Here is a 15,796-nt window from a genome sequence, read left to right as displayed (position 1 = left end):
TTTAAAGTTTAAAACGCTCCATGTAGGTACTCATATCCTTATCGCCCCGCCCTGACATGGTGATAACTACCGATTGCTCCGGGGCAATATTTAATTTGGTGAGCGCAACAAAAGCATGTGCCGATTCCATGGCCGGGATGATTCCCTCCAGACGGGTGACTTCCAGCGCAAAATCCAGCGCCTCCTGGTCGGTGGCATCTAAAAAGATGGCTCTATCGGTATCCTTTAAATGCGCATGTTGCGGACCTATGCCGGGATAGTCCAGGCCTGCCGAAATGGAGTAAGGCTCCACTATCTGTCCATCCTCGTCCTGCATTAAAAATGTCTTGCTTCCGTGGATGATACCCACCTCGCCTAAGGCAATGGTTGCAGCCGTTTCGCCCGAATGGATGCCTAAACCCGAAGCTTCCACGGCCACCAGCTTTACCTGCTCATCATCCAGAAAATGATAAAAACTACCGGAGGCATTGCTGCCGCCCCCTACACAGGCCACCACATAATCGGGATATTCGCTGCCTGTTTTTTCTTTAAACTGCGCTTTAAGCTCCTGGCTGATGATGCTCTGGAAGCGTGTCACCATATCGGGATAAGGATGCGGTCCCACAACGGAGCCAATGATATAAAAGGTATCTTCGGGATGGCATATCCAATCGCGCAAGGCCTCGTTAGTAGCATCTTTTAGGGTTTGATTGCCCGAAGTGGCAGCTATTACTTGGGCACCCAGCATTTTCATACGTGCTACATTGGGAGCCTGACGCTCAATATCGAGTGCACCCATATAAACCACGCATTGCAAGCCCATCAAAGCACATGCTGTAGCTGTGGCCACCCCATGTTGTCCGGCACCTGTTTCGGCAATAATCCTTTTTTTGCCCATCTTGCGTGCCACCAATATCTGCCCTATGGTGTTGTTTATTTTGTGCGCCCCGGTATGATTCAAATCCTCGCGCTTTAAATATACGTGGGTATTGTATTTTTGCGACAATCGTTTGGCATAATACAAAGGCGTAGGGCGCCCTACGTAATCCTTTAGCAGTGCCACATATTCCTTTTGAAACTCCGCTGTGTTGATAATATCCAGGTAAACCTTTCTAAGATTATCAATATTGGGTTGTAACATTTCCGGAATCCACGCACCGCCAAAACGGCCATACATCCCTTGTTCGTCTGCGTTATATTTTGATTTCATTGTTGGTCATTTTTTACATTATTACTTTATACTGTTGCCCGGTAACACGTTTAAATATTTATTTAGTGCTCAAGCCGCACAGGCTCTTACTTTTTGGCTACAGCCCCAAAAAGTAAGCAAAAAAGGCCGCCGCTGCAGATAATTTGTTAAAAATCAGATTAGTTGGCTAAAATCCGGAAACTCACTACGTTCAAACAGCCCGGATTTTTCAACGCCACCTAAGCTGATTTTATTCACGGAAATTCTCTGAGGCGGAAGTTAGCCCTCTACTAATTAAAACCTCTTATGCACTAATTACATTGGGAAAGAAGTTGTTTAACAAAAAAAGCTTCTCCAAATACCAAAGACTGCTAACAGATAAACTTTGCTTCGCAATCTTCATCCAATGGCTATTGTATCTTTACCTCATCCTCCTAATAAAACCCTTTACCAAGTCCACATCTTTCAACCCGGGTTTTATTTCAAATTTGCTGTTGATATCTACGGCATAAATATTAAGTTGCGGTAAATTTAATATAACTGGTACATCCTCCGCTGTAATTCCCCCGCTTAAGAATATCGGTTTTTGCTTATCGTATTTTTCCAGTATTCGCCAATCGAATTTTTGTCCGCTGCCACCGTAGGCTTTTGTTTTTGTATCAAAAAGATAAAAGTCGCAGGCCTTAGTATAATTGCTGAGGGTGTTAAAATCAAAGTGCTCATCAATTTGAAAAGCTTTGATTACTTCCACACCCATTTGCTTTGCTTTAAGGCAAAACTCCGGCGATTCGTTTCCATGCAACTGAACGGCATGCAAGCCATATTTTATAACAGCGTCTTTGATTATCTGTTCTGTGGTATTTACAAAAACACCGGTACGTTTTATGCCTTGGGGCAGGTGATGTATGATTTCCGGCGCAAAATCAGTGTCCAGGTAGCGGGGCGATTTTGGGTAAAAAATAAAGCCCAAGTAATCCGGATTAAGCTCCGCAATGGCTTGGATATTTGTGGCATCGCGCATTCCACATACTTTTATTTTTGGGATGTGCTTCATGCCTTTTGTTTAATGCTTTCGGAAAAATCAATACAGGCTTGTCCGGGATTTTTGGTGCGCATAAAGTTCTCACCTATCAAAAATCCCCGGAAACCATGCTGCCTCAACAGTAAAATATCTTCTACGGAATAAATTCCACTCTCGGATATTTTAACCACATCGGAGGGCATGGCGGCAGCTAAATCGATACTTTGCTGCAAGCTCACCTCAAATGTTTTTAGGTTTCGGTTGTTCACCCCCACTACATCTACCATGGGATTTACAATGTCGAGCTCCTCCTTATTGTGCACCTCCATTAAAATATCCAGACCCAAATCCTTAGCCAATTGCGACATTTGAAGGGCCTGGTTATGGGATAGTATGGCAGCGATTAACAATATGGCACTGGCACCTATGGCCTTAGCTTCATAAATCTGATAGTCCGCAATCATAAAATCTTTTCGTAAAACAGGTACGGTACTCACCTTGCGTGCGACCACCAAATCGCTTTTGTTACCTCCGAAGAACTCCGAATCAGTGAGCACGGAAATACCGCTTACACCAGCCTTTTCATATAATGGAATCACCTGCTCAACAGTTGACAAACTGTTGATGACCCCTTTGGACGGTGAGCTTCTTTTAAATTCTGAAATAATTCCGTTGTGTTTGTCGTCATGCAAATAACTTTTTAACGAAGGCACCTCTTTTTTAAAGAAATCGTAGGTTTTAAGCTTCTCAATAGAAGTGTAGTCTTGCTGCTGTGCAACCTCTATCTTTTTGCGGGCAACTATTTTATCTAAGATATTCATTGTACGTTTATTAAAGTTTGTAAAACCTTCCTGGCACTACCCGATAGCAAAGATTCTTTGGCTAAGCCAATAGCTTCTTCTATGGTTTTGTTTTTGTCGATACATTGTATGGCCATCGCTGCGTTGGCAAATACAGCCGCGTTCTGTGTGGAGGTGCCGTTGCCGTTTAAAATGTCGGTAAAAATTTTGGCTGCCTCAGACACCGTATCACCACCAAAGATATCCTCTTGCTTCAATCTTTCAAAACCCAATTGCTCCGGCGAAAATAGCTGCTCACCCAGGTTGGTGATGGCTTTAAAATCTCCGGTCAGCGAAATTTCATCATAACCGTCTAAACTATGGATGATGGCATAATTATTATCGGTATCCTGAAAAAGATATTGATACAAACGTGCCAACTGCAAGCTATAAACACCAAGGAACTGACTTTTAGGAAAGGACGGATTAACTAAGGGCCCCAGCATGTTAAAAAAGGTTTTTAGTCCCAAATCTTTTCTGTAAGGGGCTACAGCTTTCATGGCCGGATGAAATAAGGGCGCATGTAAAAAGCAAATACCGGCCTTGTCGGCTTGTCTTTTCAAGGCGTCCGATTTGGCAGTGAATTGATAGCCTAAATATTCCATTACGTTGGATGAACCGCAGGCCGAGGACACCCCATAATTACCGTGCTTGGTAACTTTGTAGCCCGCCCCGGCCACAACAAACGACGACAAGGTAGAAATATTAAAGGTGTTTTTTCCGTCGCCGCCGGTTCCCACAATGTCAATGGCATCAAACTCCGAGAGGTCAATGCGACGACAAAGCTCCAACAGCGCATCCCTAAAACCACCCAATTCCTGCACGCTGATGGGCCGCATCATATAAACCGAGAGAAAGGCAACAACTTGAGAGCTGTTGTATTTTTCGCGCGCTATGTTGATGAGTACCTCTTTGGCTTCGGCTTGCGTTAGCGTTTTGTGCTCAAAGAGTCTTTTTAGTATTTCTTTCATTGATTTAGACGGTTAGATAATGAGACAAGAGATTATAGATAAAAAGAGATGATTGAATTGCTTAGCCGATTACGGGTGCGAATTTGAGTCGCGCTCGCAATACTAAATTGCTAACCAGTTTCGCATCATTGTTTTGCCGTGTTCGGTAAGGATGGATTCCGGATGAAACTGTACTCCGCGCAAATCATACTTTTTATGGCGCATACTCATTATCTCGCCTTGGTCGTCGCGCGATGTTACCTGAAAACACCCAGGCAAATCCTTTTCGTTTACAGCCCACGAATGATACCGGCCTGCATTTATCGTGTTGGGCACCTCCTTAAACAGCGGTTCCGAATCATCGGTAATGCTTACGGAGGTGGCTACACCGTGATATACGCTTGGGAGGTTTAATATGGAACCACCGTACGCTTCGGCAATACCCTGATGCCCCAGACAAACACCCAGAATACTTTTACTGCTGCCATATTTTTTTATCAAGGGAATCAATATGCCGGCATCTTTTGGTACGCCCGGCCCCGGCGAAAGCAAAATCTTGTCGTATGGTACCACATCATCCAGGGATATTTGATCGTTACGGAACACATCAATATTGTGGCCTACAATCTCCTCGATGTAATGAACAAGGTTGTAGGTGAAGGAATCGTAATTGTCGAGAACTAATATTTTTTTCATCTTTAAATAGATATGAGATTGTTAGATTAGAGATTATTAGATAACCTGACTGTAGCAAAGTGGAGCTGTGAACACAAAGGCACAGAGACACGGCGTTATTTTTATTCCCGCTAAACGGAATAGGCTATTCTTTTGTATGCTAACTTGCATTAATATGGATAATTTACAGCGTCAATGCGTACTTTAAAACTCGGTGGCCAGTTCAACTGCTTTTTTAAGAGCGCCCAATTTATTATTTACTTCGGCCAGTTCGTTTTCAGGCACTGATTGCGACACAATGCCCGCACCAGCCTGATAGAATAAGGTATTGTTTTTACATAGAAAGGAACGAATCATAATGGCTTGATTAAAAGAACCATCAAAGCCCAACATGCCAATGCATCCTCCATAATAACTACGATTTTGATTTTCATATCTATCAATCAATTCCATAGCCCTGTATTTGGGTGCTCCGGAAAGGGTGCCGGCCGGAAAGGTATCTGCCATCACCCGGCAGGTGTTGGCACCTTGTTTCAGCTGGCCTCTAACATCCGAAACCAGGTGCAACACGTGCGAATAATACTGCACTTCCTTATAGGTTTTTACCCTCACTTTTTCGCAGTTGCGGCTTAGGTCGTTTCGCGCTAAATCCACCAACATCACATGCTCGGCATTTTCTTTGGGGTCGTTGCTTAGCTGCTCGGCCAGCTCGCGATCCTTAATATCCTTTCCAGTGCGTTTAAAGGTACCTGCAATGGGATTGATGGTCGCCTCGCCCTTATCGATAATCAGCTGTGCTTCGGGCGAGGAGCCTAAGATTTTATACCCTCCATAATCAAAAAAATAAAGATAGGGTGAGGGATTAATGTTGCGCAGTGCCCGATATACGTTAAACTCATCGCCAATATATTTACGCTTGAACTGCCGCGACAGCACCAGCTGAAATACATCGCCCTTAAAACAATGGTCTATTCCTTTTTTTACCATATCGATATATTCCTCGTCGGTGTTGTTGGACACCTCATTACCATCGGGCTGAAATTTAAAGCCGGGCACCGTACGGTTGTATAACAAATCCATTATGGATACCCATTTGCTCTCTTCGTTTTCAGGCAAGTTTTCAATCAGGTTAAGCTGATTGGTAAAATGGTCGAACGCGAGGATGTACCTGTAATAATTATATCGTATCTCCGGAATCTCATATTCGGGCGACACCTCATTTTTAAAGGTAATGGATTCAAAATGCTGAACGGCATCGTACGATGAATATCCAAATACACCGTTTACCTTAGGGCCATTTTTCGCACCTACCACGTTAAACATGTTTAAAAAATCATCCAATTGTGCAGGTATGTCTTTTACCTCGGGCTTTTCGCCTTTAACAATGGTTCCACAGGGCAGCAGCACTTCTACATCTCCCTGTGCGACCTTAAACTCGGCCATGGGCTCAAAGCAGATAAAAGATTGCGAATTGGTGTTACCATGATAATCGGAGCTTTCGAGCAAGATGGTGCCGGGGTATAAATCGCGCAGTTTCATGTAAATACTTACCGGAGTAATAATATCGGCTATATTGGCAGGAACCTTTTGAGCTGTGCTAATAATATTTATCGATTTCATTCCTTTGTGTTTTTTAAATAGATTTTAGCATAAAAAAAATGGCTTACCGAAGTATCGGCAAGCCATTTTAATATTTTTAATTTATAATAGCGCAGCGTCTCACCTCTCCGAGTTCAGAAAAAGCCAGTGCCACCACCATGTATTGCTCATTGCTATTTTGTTTGTAATTGCTGTCATTTACTTATGAATTGTTAACGACCGCAAATTTTACGATATTTTTTGTAATATCAAAATTTAATTTGTCACACAGCTGTTTTTTTTCATATTAATTTAAGCGGACATGCTGTACAGTGCTTCATGTACCAACTGCGTATAATACGAACCCATTTCCTTTTTTACCCAGTTGTATAAATCTTCAGCTTGTTCCCGGTTCAACCATCCAAAGGATTTGATAATCTCCTTCCGGAACTGATAAGGGTTTTTTGCCAGACCCAACAAAACTTTTTTCTGATGCTCTAACATGATAAAGTAGTTTTGGTTAATAAAGACTTCCAACTAAAATTTTGTACGTATTAACCCTTAATTAAGTTACTTCATTTTCAATGTTTTTATTAAATAACTTGAGCTTGGCTTGTCAGGAATAAGTTAAAATAGAGGACACAATTTAATTACATCTGTTTTATTATATCAAACAAATTCTTATATTTCAATCTGAACATAATATCAAAAACGGTAATGTAAAAATTGAAACCTAATCCTGATGAATATTCTTTTCCTAGGCCATATCCGAACCGATGATGATGCCAACATGCTGAATACCATATTAGGCGTGCTGGCTCGTAGTGGGAGCGAACCCACCTTAGCACTGCGAAAGAACAGGCGAATTAATTTAACGGATAATTCGCTAAGTGCGATCAAACAGCTAACCTTTAGTGAACCAAATAAACTTAAACTAGCGCATTACGACCTAATGCTTACCTACAATACAACAGGTAGCGGGCAGCTTAAAGCCTTGGCCAAGCGAAATGATATTCCAACGGTTTGCATGATGGATGCTCAAACTTTTGCCAAGGAATATCCCATGAACCAGAGGCATGTAAACAAATTAGTACTTATTACCCCACCCCGTAATTTTCCGGCAATGCTCTTACAGCAAGATATTGTATTTCCATGGCGAATCGCTGTTACCATACCGGCCTTTAAAAAGTATCGTCTAAACAATTCGAACAAGCCCAGGGTACTGGTCATTATCCATCATCAGAACCTCTTCTTTTCTCCTTTTTATCAAATAGCCCCCTGGCTAAATAAATTGTTGAACTTCGACATCAAAGTTGTTTCGGACAATATGGCGCTGCGTAAAATGCTGAATCCTAATATTAAAGTCATAGCCCAAAAAGGAATCGATATAGATCATTTGATTGCCGAAACGGACATAGTGGTCGGTAGTAGCAATGCCGCCCTAAAGGCAATCGCTTTAGGCAAACCGGTAATTGTTGCCGGGGAGCGAGGCTATGGGGGGTTATTAAACCGGGAGAACTTTCTAGTTCAGTATCATAATCATTTTCAGGGCAGGATAGGCGGCGAACTGGGTGAGCACATCCCCGAAAAACTATTGATGGACAATGTGCTTGACCTATTGGAATGGGGAAGTGAGCGGGTAAATAAAATGGTAAAAGAAAACCACCAGTTACTTAAAAAAGAATCTGCAAAACAAGAGAAGGCCTTGCTGGACTTTTTACAACGTACAGTAAATACCCACGAGCAGTTGAAAAATGATTTTTGGACCATGAAACTCAAATTATCAGGTGCGTGGCAACTACTGCTGCTCACGCAGGATAAATATGTACTAAACAATATCCAAACCGGATATGTACACAGCCATTTTGAAAAAGAAGAGGCGGAAATTATACACCTTTTTGGTAAAGGGATAGAGATGAAAAAAGCACTGACAGCAAGTGGATATGAAGAAGAACCTGAAATGTTCGCAGAATTTGTCCAAGATTTGGTTCATGAAAAAATTTTAGTTGCCACATGAAACCGGCATGGCCGGAGCAAATAATTAGGCTACTCGGGAGGCCTGATTAATGATTGGACTAGTTGTCAGAAACCTGCTAAATTTTGAACACATGAACAGTAAAAAGAAATCATACCGCGCAATTCAACAATTTAACCAGAGCGTAGCCCATAACTTTGAGGTAAGCGTGGTCATGTCATTCTATCGTAAGCTGGGGGCATTTAAAAAAGTGCTACCAAAGAATGCCCCTTACCTGCAACGCAACGGTATCGAAGTGCTTGTTGTAATGGATGAACCCACAGAGCAGGAGGGTTTACTTGAATTGATAAAAAACTATCCGTTCATCAATTGGAAAGTAATTGTAAACACGCAGCCGCATGAGCCACGAAATCATGCTCCCGTGCTGAACGTGGGCATCCGCCACGCCACAAAAAAGTACATCCTGATATCCGACCCGGAAGTGGAATTTCATACCGATGTTATTTTTCAACTCAGGCAACTGTTGGAAAACTATCCGGGCCATTACGCAACGGGAACAGTAGCCTTTGTGGAAAATAACAGCCAAGTAACACCCCATAACCTGCACCAGTTTGATTGGATGCATTATGGTAGCCTTATGGTTGAAAAAACAGCAATGGAACAAATAGGTGCCTTCGATGAACAGTTTAAGGTTTGGGGTGGCGAGGATGACAATATCCGCAGGCGATTGCATATGGCCGGCATCAAGCAATTAAAGGTGCCCCACGCAAAATCTCTCCACCGCGAAGAAAAACTCATGATGAAGGAGCGCTTTGCCAAAACCAATAGTTTTAGTGCCAAAGAATTAAAAACGTTTTATTATCCTGTTCGTGCAAAAGTTAATGGCAATAGCTGGGGTAGGGAGTTTAACAAGGTAGTTTACGATTGGCAAAACAACATCTACGCCGAAGAAATGTGCCGCAAATACCTTGAGGGCTTCATGGAACATGAAATAAAAGACCCTGCCGTTTTTACTAAAAAGCACAAAAAACTGCTCCTTTGCCAGGCCTATAACGAAACGGAGTTTATGCCCGGCTTTCTAAAAGATATGACCAAATACTTCGACGGCATTATTGTATTAGACGACGAAAGTACCGACGACACCTGGGAACTGGCACAACATGATAAAATACTGCTAAAAGCAAAGAAAAAGCGGGATGGCTTTAACGATTTGGAAAACCGTAACATTCTGCTCAACCTGGCTTCCTTTTTTAAAGCCGAGTGGCTTTGTTTTATGGACATCGACGAACGTTTTGATAAACGCTTTGTGGATTTTGCAGCCTTTGAGGATGACCCGAAGGTTGATGTGGTGGCTTTTAGTGGGGTGTACCTATGGGGGAACAAGGACATCTACAAAGGTCTTCCCTATTCCGATAAGGGTGTCCTAAAAATTTACAGGATGTTCAGGCCCATTGGTCATGCCAGCATAAGTACACATAAAAAGAAACTTCATTTTGCCGCATGTCCCTATTTTAAAAACATCCTAATCAGTAAAGTCTTGTTCAAAGACCACGGATCACTTAAAGAATCGAATCGCGTAAAAAAACACCGGATGTATATTGAGGAAGATAAAAATCAGGATTTGCCGGGTTATGATTATCTGTTGGACGACACATCAAATCTATACGAATTGGATAAAATAAAACTAACCTGAACTATTCATAAACTGTCAAAAATATGAATAAAGTTCAGGTTAGCCCCGATATAGCTGAACTTTAATTTTTGAAAAAAATTATTAGTGAAACTTAGTCGCTACCGGAGGTAGGAATAATTCTTGAAACAACGTTCGACGTAGTCAATTATTTGGGCTAAAATAAAGAACCGGAGCCGGCTTGCCACCTACACCCCGGTTCGCACATAATAATAAACCACAAACTAATGCAGTTGTTGGCAAAGATAGAAAAATAAAGATGGATGCGGACAGGTAAAAAATATTTACCTGTTTGCCATGGCCAAGCCTGGCGCGCCATGCCAGCAACAGGCCGATAGCTTGGCATTTGCTGCGTAAGTGGAAATGTGAAAACGATTTATGAATCCCTCCCAAATAATTAGAGAATTATTTCTGTCTACAACAGCGACTAAGGTTCAGTAGAAACTTTTTAAGAAAAAAGTTTAACTTCAACTAAGTCGGGGTTTATCTGAACTTTATTCATAAAATACAGCCTATGAATGGTTCGGAAAAAAATAAAACATTATGGAAAAGAGAAAATTGAAAAAACTGAGAATTAACAGGATAAAGGATGAGTTTCCTATGATTGGAGAAAATGAACAGATGACTTTGATAGGAGGTGCAGCCCCACCAGCATGGTTGTATCGGTTGATAGTTGGAGCAGCAGTAGCGTATGGTTCAGGCAGTGGCCAAGATGATGGAGGTGGAAACAACAGTGGCAACAGTGGTATAAACAATAATACGACCACTACTGTCGGTTTCAACAATACAACAATTATTAACAACGGTAGTCAGCCGGCACCGGATTCCACTCATATTCAGAGAGCTGATTCTATTGGTGCGAATGGAACTACGTATGGTCCAACTGGAATTACACATTTTTATGGTGGCAACTAAAGTAATAAGCAGGGGGTTACCCCCTGCTTTAATTTTAAAAGTTATGGCAATATTAAAAACTAAAAAACACCTTTGGGTAAATCTTTGCATTTCACTCTCATTTGTAATTTTGTTTGCTTGCACCTCTGGCTCGAGAAAGCAACCAAGTGCTATGACGTTTCAACTAAACAATAAAACAGATACAATTCCACTCATATTTAATCAGGAAGGGACAACAATATTTACAAAATGTATTATTAACGGCAAACAATATACGTTCGGGTTTGATACAGGGGCAGATGGAACAATGATTAATACAAATATTCCTTCGCATGATTTAAAAAAAAATAGTGTTTTTGAAGATATTGACGGTAATACATTTGAAGCAGCAGAAGTTTTAATTGACAATTTTATGCTTTCTGAAATTGAGTTTTCCAATTGTCATTTCTTAAGTTACCCAATCAGGCATTATGATGGTTTATTAGGAGGGGATATTCTGGAAAATTTGATATGGAAAATTGATTTTGCCAACAAACACATTCAAATAACGGACTCTATCGAGAGGTTTAAACCAAAACTTCCGGGCATTCCGTTTAGGCTCAAAAACAAGCGTCCTGTAATTACAGTTCAAGTAAATGGGATTGAAACTGATTTTATTATAGATACAGGACTGTCAGGGTTTGCACTGATTAACAAAGACCAAAGCGCACTTAAAAACAAACTACATCACTTACAAAAATGGGATGTCCTTGGGAAAAATGCAGGGAATAATATTTTTGAAAAAAATGATATTCTTTATGAAAAGCAGGTCTATTATTCCATCGCCGGTCTCGAAGTAGCCAGCCATACTTTTGAAGGTGAAATGATCCAAATCAATTCTAATAAAGACACCGTATTGGGGCTTGATTTTTTAAAACGTTTTCACAATGTAATCATCGACTATATAAACCAAAGAATTTATTTTGGTGAAAAACAGCAATATAAAACAACTGATTATTACAAGAATATCAATTACTTTATTAATTCATCAGGGGTGGGCATTTCCAATTATAATATACAACCCATCATCTCTCATTTACGCAATAATCTGGAACCAGGCATTAGCCTTGGCGATACCGTGCTGGAAATTAATAACAATGAAGTTTATAAAAGAAATAGTTCTTATTTTCACGATAGGATGGTCAAAGAAGATAAATACCACAGGTTTGTAGCTTCTAATTATAGAAAAGTAATGGCCGAGTTTTATTTTGAAAATGACTACAATGTAATAAAGGTAAAAGGTAAAGATGGTGTTGTCTTAAAAAAGTTACAAAAAAATGAGGTCGTCGAACTTCCTGATACATTTATCAATTATCCATTGTTAATAAATGAATCGCCACTATTTGATTGGATAAAAAGACAAGAAACAGAAATTGGAGAATATTATCTACACATTATAAATAGACATGAATAATAAAAATATAAGCCCCTAATGTGAGAAAATCATTGCATAAAATAACTCAGTTCCCCACCTACATACAACACGACCAGATGGATTGCGGGCCGGCTTGCCTGAAGATTATCTCCAGGTATTACCGTAAAACCTTTTCATTAAAATACCTGCGCGATCGTTGTTATATCACCCGCGAGGGTGTTTCGCTGTTCGATATTGGACGAGCGGCCGAGGATATGGGCTTCCGCACCCTGGCTATCAAGGTGGGCTTTGAGGATTTTATTGCAAAAATGCCCTTGCCCCTGGTGGTACATTGGAAACAAAAACATTTTGTGGTGGTGTATAAAATAACCCGCAACAAAATTTATGTTTCGGACCCTGCACAGGGACTGATAAGCTATAAGTACAAAGAATTTAGGGAGGCATGGGAAATGCCCAATGGCGTGGGCGCCGTTTTGGTGCTGGAGCCCACCCCGGAGTTTTACGATCAGGAAGATACAGAGACCAAAGCATCGTTCCGGCACTTTATGAAATACCTGAAGCCGCACCATAAATACCTGGCACAAGTTATCGTGGGGATGGTGGCCGGCATTTTTATCGGTTTGCTTTCGCCCTTTATTTCGCAGGCCATCGTTGATTTTGGTATTGGATCGGGCAACATCCAGTTTATCAACATCATGTTGGCAGCCGGGCTTATCCTTGCCATTAGTTCCATGGCATCGGGATTTATTCAAAGCCGTTTAATGCTGTACATTTCGGAGCGCGTAAATATGAGCATGGTAAGCGATTTTTTGCGTAAAACATTGCGCTTGCCCATTCCGTTTTTCGAACGAAAAATGGTCAGCGACCTGTTGACGCGTATTGCCGATCACGACCGCATCCAATCGTTTATCATGTCCACCTTTTTGGGCATTTTTATCAACATACTGCTGTTCATTGTTTACAGCTTGCTGATGCTCTACTACGAGAGCAATATGTTTATGGTGTTTATGATTGGCAATGCTGTTTATACCGGATGGATATTCCTGTTTTTAAAGCAACGCAAAAAATTGGACAACCAACTTTTTGAGTCGCGTACAACAAACCAAAACGAGCTATTGGAGCTATTGGAAAGCATAAACGAGATAAAGGTGAACAACATAGCCAACCGGCGCCGTTGGAAATGGGAATTTAGCCGCTACAAAATATATGGCTTAAGGGTAAAAAATATGGACCTAAACCAGATAGAGGCAACCGGCGCCACATTTATTATACATACGCAGGGTATATTCATTACCTATATTGCTGCGCTCAACGTAATTGAGGGCACAATGACCCTGGGGATGATGATGGCGGCCCAATATATTTTGGGCCAGTTAAATGCGCCCATCAAAAGTATGATAGGCTTTGTACATTCGTTGCAATTTGCAAAAATCAGCCTCAAACGCGTTAACGAAGTCATCCTGGACGAGGAGCCGGAGCAATCGAAATCTAATATGCCCGTTCCCTTAGATAAGGGGATTGACATAAGGGGACTGGATTTTCATTATAACCCCAACCTAAACAAGGTATTGGATAATATTAATTTACACATACCCCAAGGCAAGGTTACGGCTATAGTTGGAGAGAGCGGAAGCGGTAAAACCACGCTGATAAAAATACTATTGCGGTTTTACGATCCCACACAAGGCGAAATTGATATTGGCGGCGTGCCGTTAGACAGTATTGAACTTTACAGGTGGCGCAACACATGCGGTGCCGTTTTACAGGACGGCAAGCTTTTTAACGATACTATTTTATACAACATTACCCTGGAAGATGAAGATACGAATGTGGATAAAAAGCAATTGCTCAGCGCCATCCGATTGGCCAACATCGAGGAGTTTGTCAACGAGCGTCCGCTCAAGCTTTATACGCCATTAGGCACAAATGGGTCCGGCGTGAGCCAGGGGCAGAAGCAACGGATACTTATTGCCAGGGCCATTTATAAAGACCCCGATTTTATTTTCCTGGACGAGGCAACCAACTCCCTCGATGCCAATAACGAACGAAAAATATCGAAGAACCTGGAAAAAATACTGGAAGGCAAAACGGCCATCGTAATTGCTCATCGCCTGAGCACGGTAAAAAATGCCCACAATATTGTGGTCCTAGATAAAGGAAGGGTTGCTGAACAGGGCACACACGAGGAACTGATAAAGCTAAAAGGAATTTACTATAACCTGGTGGCCAACCAACTCGAATTAGATTAATAGATTCAAAAAAGTGAGTTATGTCAGATGTTCAGTTAAGACAGATATACAGAGATAAGATTTATAATTATCGCCCGTCGCGGATAATGAGATGGGGGGTAAGCTTCTTCTTCCTATTTTTAATGTTGATTATTGTGGTGTCGGGTTTTGTAAAGTACCCTGACATAGTACCCGCATCCGCTGAGATTACAAGCATAAACCCGCCCGCTAATCTTATGGCCCGGATGAATGGTAAAATTGAAGAGGTATTTGTTGAGGAAGGTCAAAGCGTTGTAAAAGATAAGGTACTTATCCTATTGGAATCAACGGCCAGGTTTAAAGATATTAGGGTATTGACTGATTATATTTCAATGCTCGACTCCATTACCTTAAACAATGTTGATTCAACAGTCCGGCATCCGTCGTTTTTTAAGGATAAGCTCGTATTGGGCGACATTCAACAAAACTATTCCGAACTGATTATCAATTATACCGAATTGTATCGCTTCCTTAATTCGGGCTTTTTTGAAGAGGAGCATAAATCGTTGCGTAAAAAAGAAATCGTTCAGCGGGAGTATCTGCATCAATTGATACAAAAAAGGACTTTGTTAGAACAGCAATTTAAACTGGCCGAAAAGAGATACAGGCGCGACTCCATTATATTTGACCAAGAGCTGATTGCCGAAAGCGAATATGAACAAAGTTATCAGAACATACTCCAATTTAGATCGGTATTGGTAGATATGGATATAGATATTGTGAATAGTAGCGCGGCATTGGAACAACTGGGTTATGATTTAACAAAGATGGAACTGAAACACAAAGCCGACAAACAACAATTTGTTGTACGATTGACTCAAAACATATACTTGTTAAAGTCGCGGATAGAAGCCTGGAAACAAAATTATTTGATTGTGGCCCCCGTTGACGGCATTGTGAGTTTTACCACTTTTTGGAGCCGCAACCAAAACGTTAAAACCGGCGAAATGGTTCTCTCCGTCGTTCCCGACGACTCCATGAAAGTAAAAGTGCGTTTGCAATTCCCTATTCAAAATTCAGGGAAAGTTAAGGAAGGGCAACGCGTGAATATTAAATTGCACAATTACCCTTATCAGGAGTTCGGGATGCTCGTTGGCCATTTGTCCGGCATCTCAAAAGTCCCCAACGAATTGCTGTACAGTGCCGACGTGGTTCTCGCCGACGGCCTTGTTACATCTTACGGCGAAAAGCTGCCCAGGGTGCAACAGTTAATGGGCAGTGCAGAAATTTTAACCGATGATTTGAGTTTGCTGATGCGCTTTTTCAACCCCCTCAGGGCGGTTTTTGAGGAGAAAGTACAAATGTAGATATTATTGCGCATGCTT

13 protein-coding genes are annotated in these 15,796 nt (G+C 41.4%); 6 read left to right on the top strand and 7 right to left on the bottom strand.

Annotated elements, in window-relative coordinates; translation table 11 throughout:
• Nucleotide 1: 1 nt before the first annotated feature.
• The 7 genes from trpB to FN809_RS11315 all read right to left on the bottom strand — a co-directional run bounded on the left by trpB (nucleotide 2) and on the right by FN809_RS11315 (nucleotide 6,735).
• Nucleotides 2–1,189: a tryptophan synthase subunit beta gene (gene trpB / locus FN809_RS11345; protein ID WP_142533634.1), complete on the bottom strand. Its 1,188-nt coding sequence runs from the start codon at nucleotides 1,187–1,189 to the stop codon at nucleotides 2–4.
• Between the two features lie 400 nt (nucleotides 1,190–1,589).
• Nucleotides 1,590–2,222 carry a phosphoribosylanthranilate isomerase gene (locus tag FN809_RS11340; protein WP_142533633.1) on the bottom strand — a complete coding sequence of 211 codons (633 nt, stop codon included), beginning with the start codon at nucleotides 2,220–2,222 and terminating at the stop codon, nucleotides 1,590–1,592.
• Nucleotides 2,219–3,010, bottom strand: coding sequence for an indole-3-glycerol phosphate synthase TrpC (trpC, locus tag FN809_RS11335; RefSeq protein WP_142533632.1), 792 nt, complete (start codon nucleotides 3,008–3,010; stop codon nucleotides 2,219–2,221). Before trpC ends, FN809_RS11340 begins: the two co-directional genes overlap by 4 nt.
• Nucleotides 3,007–3,999, bottom strand: coding sequence for an anthranilate phosphoribosyltransferase (gene trpD / locus FN809_RS11330; protein WP_142533631.1), 993 nt, complete (start codon nucleotides 3,997–3,999; stop codon nucleotides 3,007–3,009). The genes trpC and trpD overlap by 4 nt, the downstream gene beginning before the upstream one ends.
• 102 nt (nucleotides 4,000–4,101) lie before the next feature.
• A complete protein-coding gene (locus tag FN809_RS11325) occupies nucleotides 4,102–4,674 on the bottom strand; it encodes an anthranilate synthase component II (RefSeq protein ID WP_142533630.1) in 573 nt (190 codons plus the stop codon).
• Nucleotides 4,675–4,857: 183 nt separating this feature from the next.
• A complete protein-coding gene (locus tag FN809_RS11320) occupies nucleotides 4,858–6,273 on the bottom strand; it encodes an anthranilate synthase component I family protein (protein ID WP_142533629.1) in 1,416 nt (471 codons plus the stop codon).
• 270 nt (nucleotides 6,274–6,543) lie between these two features.
• Entirely contained in the window at nucleotides 6,544–6,735 is a 192-nt protein-coding gene (locus FN809_RS11315; protein ID WP_142533628.1) for a hypothetical protein, read from the bottom strand.
• Nucleotides 6,736–6,973: 238 nt separating this feature from the next.
• Between FN809_RS11315 and FN809_RS11310 the strand changes: the two genes are divergently transcribed.
• From FN809_RS11310 to FN809_RS11285, 6 genes are all read left to right on the top strand, one after another.
• On the top strand, nucleotides 6,974–8,248 hold the full coding sequence (locus FN809_RS11310; RefSeq protein WP_142533627.1) for a hypothetical protein: 1,275 nt from the start codon (nucleotides 6,974–6,976) through the stop codon (nucleotides 8,246–8,248).
• A gap of 91 nt (nucleotides 8,249–8,339) precedes the next feature.
• Nucleotides 8,340–9,899, top strand: coding sequence for a glycosyltransferase (locus FN809_RS11305; protein ID WP_142533626.1), 1,560 nt, complete (start codon nucleotides 8,340–8,342; stop codon nucleotides 9,897–9,899).
• A 540-nt stretch (nucleotides 9,900–10,439) separates the two neighbouring features.
• Nucleotides 10,440–10,811, top strand: a complete 372-nt coding sequence (locus FN809_RS11300; protein ID WP_142533625.1) for a hypothetical protein — start codon at nucleotides 10,440–10,442, stop codon at nucleotides 10,809–10,811.
• Nucleotides 10,798–12,243 carry a pepsin/retropepsin-like aspartic protease family protein gene (locus FN809_RS11295; RefSeq protein ID WP_185957544.1) on the top strand — a complete coding sequence of 482 codons (1,446 nt, stop codon included), beginning with the start codon at nucleotides 10,798–10,800 and terminating at the stop codon, nucleotides 12,241–12,243. Before FN809_RS11300 ends, FN809_RS11295 begins: the two co-directional genes overlap by 14 nt.
• 20 nt (nucleotides 12,244–12,263) lie before the next feature.
• Nucleotides 12,264–14,453, top strand: coding sequence for a peptidase domain-containing ABC transporter (locus tag FN809_RS11290; RefSeq protein ID WP_221929412.1), 2,190 nt, complete (start codon nucleotides 12,264–12,266; stop codon nucleotides 14,451–14,453).
• Between the two features lie 20 nt (nucleotides 14,454–14,473).
• The gene (locus tag FN809_RS11285; RefSeq protein ID WP_142533623.1) at nucleotides 14,474–15,778 is read left to right on the top strand and encodes an HlyD family secretion protein; all 1,305 of its coding nucleotides are present in this window, start codon (nucleotides 14,474–14,476) and stop codon (nucleotides 15,776–15,778) included.
• The last annotated feature ends 18 nt before the right edge of the window (nucleotides 15,779–15,796 follow it).

It is taken from the genome of Saccharicrinis carchari (assembly GCF_900182605.1).
GTDB lineage: Bacteria > Bacteroidota > Bacteroidia > Bacteroidales > Marinilabiliaceae > Saccharicrinis > Saccharicrinis carchari.
The sequence above is the reverse complement of the archived record's forward strand: the minus strand, read 5'-3'. Positions and strand labels throughout refer to the sequence as shown.

Excerpts from the sequence above, each read along its gene's own strand:
- trpB (WP_142533634.1), bottom strand. The coding sequence starts at position 1,189 with ATGAAATCAAAATATAACGCAGACGAACAAGGGATGTATGGCCGTTTT.
- FN809_RS11340 (WP_142533633.1), bottom strand. The coding sequence starts at position 2,222 with ATGAAGCACATCCCAAAAATAAAAGTATGTGGAATGCGCGATGCCACA.
- trpC (WP_142533632.1), bottom strand. The coding sequence starts at position 3,010 with ATGAATATCTTAGATAAAATAGTTGCCCGCAAAAAGATAGAGGTTGCA.
- trpD (WP_142533631.1), bottom strand. The coding sequence starts at position 3,999 with ATGAAAGAAATACTAAAAAGACTCTTTGAGCACAAAACGCTAACGCAA.
- FN809_RS11325 (WP_142533630.1), bottom strand. The coding sequence starts at position 4,674 with ATGAAAAAAATATTAGTTCTCGACAATTACGATTCCTTCACCTACAAC.
- FN809_RS11320 (WP_142533629.1), bottom strand. The coding sequence starts at position 6,273 with ATGAAATCGATAAATATTATTAGCACAGCTCAAAAGGTTCCTGCCAAT.
- FN809_RS11315 (WP_142533628.1), bottom strand. The coding sequence starts at position 6,735 with ATGTTAGAGCATCAGAAAAAAGTTTTGTTGGGTCTGGCAAAAAACCCT.
- FN809_RS11310 (WP_142533627.1), top strand. The coding sequence starts at position 6,974 with ATGAATATTCTTTTCCTAGGCCATATCCGAACCGATGATGATGCCAAC.
- FN809_RS11305 (WP_142533626.1), top strand. The coding sequence starts at position 8,340 with ATGAACAGTAAAAAGAAATCATACCGCGCAATTCAACAATTTAACCAG.
- FN809_RS11300 (WP_142533625.1), top strand. The coding sequence starts at position 10,440 with ATGGAAAAGAGAAAATTGAAAAAACTGAGAATTAACAGGATAAAGGAT.
- FN809_RS11295 (WP_185957544.1), top strand. The coding sequence starts at position 10,798 with ATGGTGGCAACTAAAGTAATAAGCAGGGGGTTACCCCCTGCTTTAATT.
- FN809_RS11285 (WP_142533623.1), top strand. The coding sequence starts at position 14,474 with ATGTCAGATGTTCAGTTAAGACAGATATACAGAGATAAGATTTATAAT.